Source organism: Vibrio sp. CB1-5, assembly GCF_059412285.1.
In genome coordinates this window covers 88,656-101,161 of record NZ_JBJHPB010000012.1, presented here as the reverse complement: position 1 = coordinate 101,161, position 12,506 = coordinate 88,656, and the positions used below count along the sequence as shown (strand labels likewise).

General features: G+C 42.4%; 7 protein-coding genes. 5 read left to right on the top strand and 2 right to left on the bottom strand.

The features are described 5' to 3' along the window. The first annotated feature begins 573 nt into the window (after positions 1–573). The 5 genes from ACJB0T_RS10925 to ACJB0T_RS10905 all read left to right on the top strand — a co-directional run bounded on the left by ACJB0T_RS10925 (position 574) and on the right by ACJB0T_RS10905 (position 9,301). Entirely contained in the window at positions 574–3,252 is a 2,679-nt protein-coding gene (locus ACJB0T_RS10925) for a class I SAM-dependent DNA methyltransferase (RefSeq protein ID WP_479293425.1), read from the top strand. Positions 3,253–3,280: 28 nt separating this feature from the next. Further along, entirely contained in the window at positions 3,281–5,305 is a 2,025-nt protein-coding gene (locus ACJB0T_RS10920; protein ID WP_479293423.1) for a DEAD/DEAH box helicase, read from the top strand. Between the two features lie 4 nt (positions 5,306–5,309). After that, positions 5,310–6,563: a GIY-YIG nuclease family protein gene (locus ACJB0T_RS10915; protein WP_479293421.1), complete on the top strand. Its 1,254-nt coding sequence runs from the start codon at positions 5,310–5,312 to the stop codon at positions 6,561–6,563. Positions 6,564–6,680: 117 nt separating this feature from the next. Beyond that, positions 6,681–7,853, top strand: coding sequence for a restriction endonuclease (locus tag ACJB0T_RS10910; RefSeq protein ID WP_479293419.1), 1,173 nt, complete (start codon positions 6,681–6,683; stop codon positions 7,851–7,853). Between the two features lie 401 nt (positions 7,854–8,254). Further along, positions 8,255–9,301 (top strand): hypothetical protein, encoded by a 1,047-nt coding sequence (locus ACJB0T_RS10905; protein ID WP_495292919.1) that lies wholly within the window; start codon positions 8,255–8,257, stop codon positions 9,299–9,301. 242 nt (positions 9,302–9,543) lie between these two features. Here ACJB0T_RS10905 and ACJB0T_RS10900 read toward each other — a convergent pair whose 3' ends face one another. After that, positions 9,544–12,012, bottom strand: coding sequence for an AAA family ATPase (locus tag ACJB0T_RS10900; RefSeq protein ID WP_479293415.1), 2,469 nt, complete (start codon positions 12,010–12,012; stop codon positions 9,544–9,546). After that, on the bottom strand, positions 11,954–12,499 hold the full coding sequence (locus ACJB0T_RS10895) for a hypothetical protein (RefSeq protein WP_479293413.1): 546 nt from the start codon (positions 12,497–12,499) through the stop codon (positions 11,954–11,956). Before ACJB0T_RS10895 ends, ACJB0T_RS10900 begins: the two co-directional genes overlap by 59 nt. Positions 12,500–12,506: the final 7 nt, after the last annotated feature.

Sequence of the window (12,506 nt, the reverse complement as noted above, 5' to 3'; positions counted from 1 at the left end):
AACTCATTGCAGCGCAAAAATAGTCACTATGATTCTGTGTGAATATACAGTGTAAGTAAGCGGTTTGCATGTGAATCTTGACCTAATTTTGGCTGCTACAGCAAAGACACTTGGGGTCCTAAAGAGCAGCTTTTGTGGGTGTTGGCCCAGCGAATGGTTATCGGAAGACGAGCAAATGAGTGTTTTAATGGCACTAACGGCTGATGATGTCATTAATTAGGATGGGGAGTAAAAATACACATTTTGTGTTACACAAAATGTGTATTTGGTGATTTTCCATTTACTTCAGAGGCTTACGCAGGTACACAAAATGTGTACTTGTTATTCACTACACTGCTAACTATGAAGCCATTTGTGGGCATACCAAACCCATCATCTTTAAGATTTAAAGCCACATCTATTCTTTTTCTTTCAGTTTTGGCTCTTGTGTTTTGAGATAGTGCAGGTTGATAGTTGCCAATAGCGCCTAAAACTACCCTTTAAATCAAAGTATTGTATGCAAAATCAATGAGAGTAGTTGCGTTAATCGGTATACTGGTATGAACCTACGCACTTTTTCATGAAGGAAAAACCATGGCCGTCAATCAAGCCAAGATCTTTGAGCAGCTTGAGCAACTTGTTGAATCATCTGATCCTAGTGAATTCATATATGGATTCCTTACCGCATTCAAATTTCCTAAAGCTACGATAACTCAAATTCGTCAAGGTGGTAACCGCAATGTAGCTAAGTTTGAAGGCCATGTCGGACTGAAAAATAAGCTGTATTACTTTCCGGTTAACGAAGATCAAGATATCGATATAGCTCTAGATGAAGTCATCGCCGATCCAATGATCGCTAAGAATAAAATTCGTTATGTTCTAACTACGGATTTTGAACGATTCTTAGCGTGGGATACTGCTACTAGTGAGCGGTTAGACATCGACTTTGAGGTTCTACACCGAAACTACTCCTTCTTCTTACCACTGGTTGGCCTTGAAAAAGCGATCTTGAATAGTGAAAAGCCTGCCGATGTAAAAGCGGCTGTAAAAATGGGTAAGCTGTTCGACCTGATCCGTGTTCACAATGACCTCAATACACCAGAAGATATCCACGCTTTAAATGTCTTCTTGACCCGTTTACTGTTTTGTTTGTTTGCTGAGGATACAGGGATCTTCCCGCAGCAGGGGCAGTTTACCTCAGCTATTAAGAGTGTGACATCTGAAGATGGCAGCGATTTAGATCAATTTCTTTACGATCTATTCTCTATTCTCAACAGCCCTAAAGGCAGTGAGTTACGTTCACGATTACCGCAACATCTAACGGAGTTCCCTTATGTGAATGGTGGCTTATTTGAAGTAGATGAGCCTATCCCAGAGCTGGGGAAAAAAGGCCGTCGTATTCTCATTGAGTGTGGCTTAGAAGACTGGAGTGCAATTAATCCAGACATCTTCGGTAGTATGTTCCAAGCGGTTATTGATGTTGATCAGCGTGCTCGATTAGGTCAGCACTACACCTCCTACAGTAACATCATGAAGGTGATTCAACCTCTGTTTCTTGACCCGTTAAGAGTGGAACTTGAAAAGCAACGCAACAGTGCTAATGGGCTTAAGCGATTACTCGTTCGACTAGGTGAAATTAAAGTATTTGACCCAGCTTGTGGTTCGGGCAACTTCCTTATCATCGCTTACAAAGAGTTGCGTCTTCTTGAGATTGAAGTCATTCAAGCTTTGATGAAAATCGATCAAGGTTTCTTTATCAGCAATATTCATTTGGATCAGTTTTATGGGATTGAGATCGATGATTTCGCTTGTGAAATTGCACGCCTTTCCATGTGGTTAGCGGAACACCAAATCAATAAGCAGTGGGAAGAGCATATAGGACCTGCTGAGCCAGCATTACCTCTTAAAGCAACGGGTAAAATTATAAGTGGAAATAGCTTAAAACTAGATTGGAATAGGGTCTGTCCTAAAAGTGTTGAGGATGAAGTTTATATAATTGGCAACCCTCCATTCCATGGTACGTTGGAACGAACTGACGAACAAAAAGAAGATATGGGCTCTGTATTTTCTGGCTTTAAGTCGCTTGGTAACTTGGACTATGTTGCTTGTTGGTTTTGGAAAGGGGCACAGTATATTAAGGACTCAAATTCTGAGCTCGCTTTAGTTGCGACTAACTCTATTTGCCAAGGAGAACAAGTTGCTAGTCTTTGGCCTTATATCTTTGATTTAGAGATAAATATTCACCTAGCTTACCCAACATTTCCATGGGCGAACAATGCGCGTGATAAAGCTGCGGTTCACGTAATTATTGTTGGATTATCACAAAAAACTAGTGTGAAACGTTTATTTCAGTTAGTCGATGGAGAATGGCATAGTAAGCAGGTCAAAGGGATAAGCCCGTACCTTGTCGAGGGGAGTAACATAGCAGTACAAAGTAGGAGCCGTCCTATGATAGAAGGTGTACCTCAACTTCTTTTTGGAAACAAACCCACCGATGGAGGCTATCTTCAACTGAATAGAGCAGAAAGGGATGAACTGATTCGATTAGAGCCAAAATCTGAGAAGTGGATCAAGAAAGCTCTTGGAGCAACAGAGTTCTTAAACTCCAAGGAACGGTGGTGCTTATGGTTAGTTGATGTACAAGAGGACGATTTAGATCAACTTCCAAAAGTAAAGGAGCGCGTCGAGAGTGTAAGAGCTTTCAGGCTTGCGAGCAAAAAAGCTAGCACAAGAGCCAAATCAGAGAAAGCGCACCTTTTTGATGAGAATAGACACCCCCAGACAGGTACTTATATTTTAGTGCCAAGACACTCATCAGAGAGAAGATTCTATGTGCCGATAGGGTTATTTGGAGATGATGTAATTTCTACTGATGCAAATAACATTCTTCCCGGTGGCACTTTATACGAATTTGGTGTGATGACATCAGCGTTGCACAATGATTGGATGCGTTTGGTCGCGGGTAGACTAAAAAGTGATTATCGTTACTCAGCTTCAATAGTATACAACACATTTCCTTGGCCAGCCGTAGATGATAGGCAGCGAAAGCAAATAGAAGAATTAGCTGAGAACATATTGTTTACACGAGAGGACTTTCCCGGCAAATCACTAGCTGAGCTTTATAACCCAGAAACAATGCCACCAGAACTTTTGAGAGCACACCGAGAGCTAGATTTAGCTGTAGATAAACTTTATAAGGCCGCATTATTTAAAGATAGTGCAGAACGATTGAGCTTCCTTTTAGCACGATATGAAGAAATGATGACAAACTAATTAAATCAAGTTGGCAAAGGTTTAAATAATGAAAAACAATATTTTACAGGTTAGCTACAATCAAACAGGTCAAAGTGCTTCTCACAATGATATGGGTATGCGAGAGATGCAGGCCCGTGCATTCGCTGAGCGTGCTAGCCAATATTTGCTGATCAAAGCTCCGCCTGCTTCAGGAAAGTCACGAGCATTGATGTTCTTAGGTTTGGATAAGCTTATTAATCAAGGTGTTCGCAAAGTCATTGTTGCTGTACCTGAAATGTCGATAGGTGGTTCTTTCAAAGACACTGACCTGATGAAATTTGGCTTCTTTGCTAACTGGACTGTTAGGCCAGAAAACAACCTATGCATCAGTGGTAGTGAAAATGGAAAAACGAATGCTTTCAAGCGTTTCATCGAAAGTGATGACCAAACATTAGTTTGTACACATTCAACACTTAGAAGTGCCTTTGGTAAGCTATCTGCCAGCGATTTTGATAACTGTCTCGTTGCTATCGATGAGTTCCACCACGTTTCAGCAGATGAAAACAGCCGTTTGGGTGGGTTAATTGATGATTTAATGAAGCAATCGTCAGCACATGTTCTTGCTATGACTGGTTCGTACTTTAGAGGTGACACGGTTCCTATCTTGCTGCCTGAAGATGAAGCACTGTTTACCAAGGTAACATACACCTATTACGAGCAACTTAATGGCTACAAGCACTTAAAGACATTAGGTATTGGGTATCATTTTTATCAAGGCACATACATCAATGCGTTACCATCGGTATTAGACCCAACTAAGAAGACCATTGTTCATATCCCAAATGTGAACTCTGGTGAGTCAACCAAAGATAAATACACCGAGGTTGACTCAATTCTTGAGGTGCTTGGTGATGTTATCATGCAAGATCCTGATACTGGTATCTATCAAGTGAGATGCAAGCACTCTGGCAGAACATTGCTGGTTGCTAACTTAGTTGATGATAGTGATATGCGTCCTAAGGTTCAGGCTTACTTGCGTGATATTGAGTCTGCTGAACAGATGGACGTTATCATCGCATTAGGCATGGCAAAAGAAGGTTTTGATTGGCCTTATTGTGAACATGTCCTGACTATCGGTTATCGTAGTTCGATGACGGAAATTGTTCAGATCATTGGTCGAGCGACTCGTGATAGCGAAGGGAAAAGCCATGCTCAGTTTACGAACCTCATTGCCCAACCTGATGCACAGGATGATGACGTGAAGGTATCTGTAAACAATATGCTTAAAGCCATCACGACATCGCTCTTAATGGAGCAAATATTGGCTCCAAGCATCCAGTTCAAACCTCGCTCTCAATGGGACGGAAAAGATCTGCCTGTGAACACTGTTATTGTTGATGACACCACGACACCTGTTTCACAAAAAGTGCTAGACATCCTTAATGGCGATAAAGGCGAGATTTTATCAGCTCTTGTTGCTAAAGAGTCTGTGACCAAGGGGGCAATTGCAGAAACAACGCCTGCTGAAGTCATCAATGAGATTGAGCTTCCATCAGTCATTCAAACCTTGTACCCAGATCTTGAAGAGCATGAGATAGAACAAGTCAGAACGGGTGTTTTACAGAGTCTTTATATCGGGCAGCAAGGTGGATTAATCGACGGTAAAGATCTTCCTGATGATGCGGTTATTGAAGAAGATGGTAACTCTTATGGTAAAGGCAAAGACTCTTCAGAGGGCGGCGATTCGGGGCCTAATAATCAGTTCATTAAGATGGGTGATAAGTTCGTTAACATTGAAAACTTGAATATTGATCTAATTGACGCCGTGAATCCGTTCCATGGAGCCTATGAGATCTTATCTAAGTCAGTGGATGCCAATGTACTTAAGACCATCCAACAAACTGTAAGAGCTAGTCAAGCGAACGTCTCTGAGGAAGAAGCTGTGATGCTTTGGCCTCGAATCAAGGCATTCAGAGTCGAACACCAACGTGAACCTTCATTGAACTCTTCCGACCCTATAGAGCAGCGCTATGCTGAGGTGCTTGCCTACATTCGAAAAATGAAGCAACAACGAATGGCAAAGCAGGGGTAATTGAATGATCCGATTACGTGCCTCTAAAACTGTAGAAAAGATCGATTTGGATGATATCTTTTCAGAAGAGGATGACTTGGGGCTGCTTGATGTTGCTCCTCTGAGGGTCAAAGCTCCAGCTGGGAATATTTTAGCGAGCCAGTTTGAAGAAATTTCCGATTTCTACGAACAGAATAGTCGCCTACCAAGTAGTGATGCTCAAACATTTGATGAGAAACGTCTAGCTCGCCGTTTAAAGGCATTTAAAGCTAATCCAGAACAATGTGAGGCATTAGCTGAATATGACCACTATAACTTGTTACAGAACGATCTAGTGGCTCAGATTGATATGTCTGATGACCTTGTCAGCGAACAACCTAAGTCTACCGCCCCCGAGCTTGACAAAGCTGAACTAGTCACATCGCTTGATGATATCTTCGATGATGACGACGACTTATTAGAGTTTGATGCGCCTGAACTTTTCACAATGCGCCATGTACCAGTGGAAAGAAAAGAGCAACCCGACGAGATCGCAAAACGCCAGCCTTGTGCAGACTTCCATCGCTACTCTCCAATATTCGATCTTGTACAGCAAGAGTTAAAGTCTGGCTCTGCATCGCTAGAACGGTTTCGTCATGAGCTAAAAATCAATGTAGGGGACACATTCATCCTTAATGGTGTGATGGGTTACGTACATTCAGCAGGAGAACGTTTAGAGGGCTACAGCTCTTACAATGCTCGATTGCACCTGATTTTTGCTAATGGAACTGAAATGAACATGTTATTTCAGTCCCTGACTCATGGCTTAGTTCGTGATGAGCAAGGCTCTAAGGTCATAAGAGAAGGCGCGCCCCTAATTCCTGACGATACCCCCGTTCCAACTGGACTCGTTTATGTATTAGCGACAAAGAGCACAGACGTAGCTTTAGCGGAATACAAATCAAATCTATACAAGGTTGGATTTACTGATGGCACGGTAGAGGATCGCATCAAATATGCAGAAAAGGATAGGACCTTCTTAGAAGCGCCTGTCCGCGTAGTTATGACTACGGAGTGCTACAACATTGATGCGCATAAGCTAGAAACGCTAATTCATGGCTTCTTAGGACATAGAAGATTGAACATCACTCTCAAAGGTCACTCAGGGCAGACATATAATCCAAAAGAGTGGTTTAATGTTCCATTGAACACTGTGTTAGAGGTGATCAAATACATCCTTGATGGGACGATCTCCCTGTATAGGATGGACAATACGACAGGTAGGGTTGTTAAAAAGTAATCACAACTATTTTTCCGAGTTCTCTAAATATCACTATAAAGGGTATGGAAACGGTAAAGCATGTTAACAAGGCACAACATCATTTTGTGACAGTTGTAATCTCTTAGGCTTATAAAAATGACAAAACAGACGAAAGTAAGAACACCCTTGTATCCAGATAATGACTGGGCTAAGGCATTCCTTTTGGCGATTGAAAAACAACCACAACATCATGTAACTCTGCTAAATCGTACTTTTGCAGAGCTTAGAGGTACGCCCCAAAATACGGTAAGTTGGTTGAATCCAGACATCTGGATATCAGAACGCCTGCCTACAGAGTTACAGGGGCTTGCATCGCGTATATGGGAAACTAGTGAACATAAGCTTAACCCAAGGCATATATACGGCTCGTATCTGTTTATGAATAACCATGATCTTATTTACGTCGATAAAGGTATCTATCAGCTTACAGAGAAGGGAAGGCTCTTTCTGTCAGATGACGTCATTACCCTTCAATCTATCGATGAGAATGAAGGTCTCATGCAGTTATTAAGACTTTTTCAAGCCGCAGGTAAAGCAAAAGTTTCAGATATTAAACCTCAGTGGGCAGAATATCTTTCTGATCATTCAAACTTTGGTACAGAGTCAACCATCCGAGATACGATACAGCGAAGAACACGAAACTTGCTCAATCGACAACTACTCATTAAGGAAGGTCATAAATATTCAGTCAGCTCTGATGGAGAGGCTTGGTTAAAGAAAGCACCCAAAGCCTCATTGTCCGAAGAAGACAAGTTCGATCTATTGAAGGACATCAATAAACACAATCGAATTCAACGGGATATTTTGTTTGACCAGTTATCTTCGATGAACCCTTACCAGTTCGAAAAGCTGATTGCGCGCCTCTTGATGTCAATGGGATACGAGGATGTTCATGTCACTGAGCAAAGCGGTGATAAAGGTGTTGATGTTGTTGGCAATGTACAAATAGGTATTTCTAGTGTGCGTGAAGTTGTGCAGGTTAAGCGTACTCCAAACTCAACGATATCAAGACCTTTAATTGATCAGCTTCGTGGAGCGTTACCTTACCACGATGCGATAAGAGGAACTTTGATTACACTCGGCCGCTTTTCTGAAGGAGCAAAAGAAGGTGCTTTGTTCCCAAACGCAGCACCAATTACTTTGATTGATGGTGACAGACTCTTAGATTTACTGATTGACTCGGAAATTGGCATGAAGAAACGCAGAGTTGAGGCGCATGAGGTTGATAGATCTTTATTCGATGAAGACCTAGAGCTAATGACTGAATGAAAATTCAACAGCGTATGTGTTTGTCTTAGCTATACAATTAAACAACGATTTTAGTGAGCGACTTCACAGAGGGATAGTTGCAGATTGTGTTAGCGTCACTAATTGGATGACACACATGGGTCGCTGGTTTACCTGCCTCTGTCGTAAAAATATTTCACTTGACCAACTCTGTGTACATAAACACGTGCGGTACATGAACACTGTATCCTAGACCAGCTATACAGTGTCGTACTGATAGGAGGTGTATTATGTATTTAAATGATAAAGCGACCTTTCAGATAATAATTCGAGAGATGAAGCGGAAACTAGAGGAGGTCGGCATAGATTTGTCTTTTGCTGATCGTAGAGAAGTTGTTTCACGTGCGCTATTCGATCTCACTGCCAACGAGATCGATCAAAAGTTGTCGAGGAATCATCGAGTACCATTTCAGTGGGACTACAACACAACTCATCAGACATGGTCGATTTGGACTCGCATCCGTACCTCAATGGTAGATATTGAGTTAACTGACAGACAGATCATGGAACTCTTTGTATCGGTTGTCGGTTCGGTTATCCACCGGATAGAACCGAGTATGCGTAATATCATTCTACAGTCACGGCTGGGTATGCAGCTCATACCGTTTTTCCCCCTAGATCACTGTGTGAACCCCCGTGGCTTGGGTAATAGTTTTTACCTACGTCTAGACCTATGGGGTAATGAGTTACCTAGCTATGCACGGCCGATATTTTATGATGGCGTCTACGTGCCAACATCGCTATTACAGGCCTATCCGTCAATAGATTGTGAGACATATTCCCTAATACGAAATGCCTACGATATTGCAGTTGGTAAGGCAACTACAATGGCACTGCTCACTCCCAATGATGTGAGTATTTTGGGAGATGATTTGGCAAAAATTCGTGATGAGCATCTACTAATACAGGGGTTGCCGGGGGATGAGACGACGCTCAACACACTGGTTGAGCAGTTAATTGAAGAGGTTGAATCACAACTCTCCTCGTACAAGACCTTGGAATCAATTAATCGTGGTGAGGCTCATAACTGGATTATTGATGTAGATGTCAGATGTGACCTCAGATGGAATAGTGTAATTAACCAGTTAGGTATCTGCCTTCCAGAGCCATGTGGGTTTGAAGAATTGGTTCGAGAGCTGTTGTATCCCAGTGGTCTTGCAATACGGTCTCAGGATTTCTATGAGTTTGCGTCGCAGATGGGAATGCATTTGAGACGAATTGGGCGAATAAATGATATGGAACTGGATGAATTATCAAGTTGTCGTTCAATAAGTCTCGATAATAGGTCCACCGAGGAGGTTGTAACGCTGCCACAGGCTATTGTTCAGGCATATCGAGATACCATTGAGCAATACCGTGAATCGGTCGGCTGTCAGCTTCGATTGCTAACGAAAAAAGACTGCTCCGATCCGATTTTTGAACTGATATAGAGGGATGACTTGTCGCAGTTTTAGTATGCAATTCAATAACCCCAAGTAGCAAAAAGGTGTGAATTCAAAGATGAACAGTAGTTCACACCATTTGTGCTTAGCCGTGGAGCTTCATGTGAACTGTGTGAGAAGCTCTATTAGCCATAGGTGCTCACGCAAATTAAGTTGCCAGTAGAACGGAATCTACCCCGTAATTTTCTTTCCGCCCTTACCCCTGCGGGGCTGTCATCACCCGCTCTAGCTTAAGCGCTCAATGGTAATTGGTTCTGGAGCTCTGCTTTTAGGTTAAACCCTGTACAAATTCTCTTATATGCAGGCTTGCTGTTTATTGCCTTCGTCAAAGTTTCCATATCCCCGATAAAAATGGTGGCGATTTTTGAGCGCGTTAGCGCAGTGTAAACCATGCTGTTTTCTACGAATGAGGTTGAGTTAGACCTTGGCAGTAGAATAATAGTGTACGCAAATTCCGAGCCTTGAGCCTTATGAATAGTGATACCGTAGGAGTGCACTAATCCGGTATCAAAACATGCACCTTCATCAATATAGACTGTCTTTTCAGCAAACTTGCAGGCTAGCTTCCTTTGAATATCTTGGCCTTGCTCTTCTTGATCGTAAATAACATCAGTGACAGTAGCTATATCACCGTTGTATAGGTCGAGAGATGAGACGTTCTTTGTAACAATAACACGATCACCCGTTGCAAAACCCCACAAGGTGTTAGTGCTGCAATTGCTTCGCTCTTTTGCTATAAAATAGCTGTTAATGGACACTGTAGATAATGAGTTGTCAGCATTCGAGTAGGGGGTAATCACCTGTGCTTTATCTAAACCTAGTTGCTTAGATAGAAAGTAAGCCTGTTCGATAACCTGTGAGTCACTCAGTTGCGCGTAGTACACGCCAGCCTGACCAGAAAACGAACTCAGGTCGGTTAGTTCAGTTAGAGGGTTATTAGAAAACCTTTGTGTCCTATTGCTCCACTCTGATCTAATGGAGTGCCCCACAATTCGCACTAATGTTGCAATCTCTCTAATTGGGTTGTCAACACCTTGTCTATGAACGCGCTTAAGTTCGCTGTAAGGCAATGTACCCGTACTTGAGGAGCCAAAATGGACCAGATGCTGCCAAACCACACCAAAACCAACAGGAGCGATTTGAGCTATGTCTCCTACCATCGAAATGCTGTATTTCTCAAAATGCTTGTCAAACAAGGACATAAACTCTACTACCAGTGATAGATCTAACATAGAGGATTCGTCAAACACTATCAGCGGGGCGTCGTTTATTTGTATCGCATTCTTAGTATTAGGATTTTGAACGGTTAGTTCGACTTGACGTATCAGACCCTTGACGGTATAGCAACAGACCTCGTCCTCTTCACCACCGAATAGACTAGTGAATGTTTTTCGGATTACACACATTCGTTCCAGCTCGTCATTGATACGTTTTTTTGCTATACCCGCAACCGCTACAAAATATGTTGGTCGGTTTAAGCGGTTACAGACGTATTTAATACATGCCATAGAAGTACTCTTACCTGTACCTCCTTCTCCTTGGGCGATTGAAAGGTCATTGGTCAGCGCGTTGTAGGCGAGCGTTTTCTGTTCTTCGGTAAGATTAAATCCGTTAATTTTAAATGAGTACTCATCAAACTCATTAATCAAGGTGAGGATGCGTCTATGGGATGATTTAGTGTCCTTAGAAGAAACTATTTTTGCTGCAATTGCTTTTTCGACGATACTCTCAAGGTGCGCTAGACCGACACCCTGATAGTCGCCTCTACTGGTTTTGCATAGGGCACTTAGCGAAAGCCCTGTATTAATCGCCACATCGACCAAACTTTCACCAATCAACGCTGATAGTGCTATTTTTAATTTTTTTTCACTTATAGCTGTATGGTTTTGCTTTAGTGCTCGATACACGATGTAGTCAATTGCACCGATCAACCTAACCGGGGAGTCATCTGGAATACTAATTTGAATGGTCTTTCTCAGTCTTTCAGCAACCCTCCACGTATTATTGAATCGGCTACCCATGCGGATAGGGGCATAGGGATTACTGGTTAATAAACGCTTTGTATCGCGACCCAGCAGCCTGATTAGTCTATGTGCCGTACGTTTGTCATAACCTGCCTGAACGATGAACTCGATGGACTCAAACTCAGACTTCAGATTCTGGTATGCTGTTAAAAACGCTAAACCTCGCTCGGTGCTGTCAAATGCATCCACAAGAGCAGCTAGGTTGTTGTGCTTTAGTTCATTTAGGAACTGCCTTGCTGATCCAGCCCTTTCGATGGCTTTTCGAATACGGGACTCTCCACACCCTATACCTCGAAATTCTGGATGTCTGAAGAAAAGCCGTTTAGTAAGGGATGGTAACTCATACTGGCGTAATGCTCGTTCAAAGAGCCTTAAGTCGCCCTCTATATCATCAAAAGCGGCTAAAACTAACCGACCTGCAATAGCGGAATACTGTGACCGATAATTAATCAGTACTTTTGAGTTCGCACATGAAAACTCCCATACTTCAGCTTCGCAAGGTTCCCTGTAAGCGAGCCCTTTTCTGAAAAAAACAGACAATCGTTTGTTGGTAGCAGTGCAATTACCATACACAATATATGCGTTCAGCAAGGTACGTACACTGGTAACTAGTAGTCTAAGCTCGGTCAAATGTTCTTCCCCCGCTGAGGATAGAATTTTTAACCTGCTCTGCATGGCACCTCATATGGTCGTCAACAGCTTGTTTTGAGGCGGCTAATTTCAGTTCCAAATCATGTATCCGTGCATCCTGCTCAATCACTAGTTCCTCAAGTGTTTCAATTCGAGCATTGAGAGTTACAATTAGAGTACCTTGTTCATTTATATCGCGTGCCTGACCCAAAAGTTGTTCATCTCGTTTTTTATCAGTGATGGATCTTGTCTGGGAAGACTCAATACCAATATTTTTTATATCTTGAGGCAGTGCATTTCTAATCTGAGTGTTTTTGTACAAGGTTGCACGATCCTTAAACGCACACCATTTAGCAAACTTACTGGCATTAATGCCTAGGTCATTCGTACCACGTTCGTCGCGCGGAAACCTAATTTGCTTCTCGCGCATCTGTCCAATGATGTTCTTGTAGCATTCGACGTACAGGGCTGATTTGGCTGTACCACGCAAACACTCTTGCTCAGGCGTTAACCTTATTGGTTCGATTTTCATAATTACC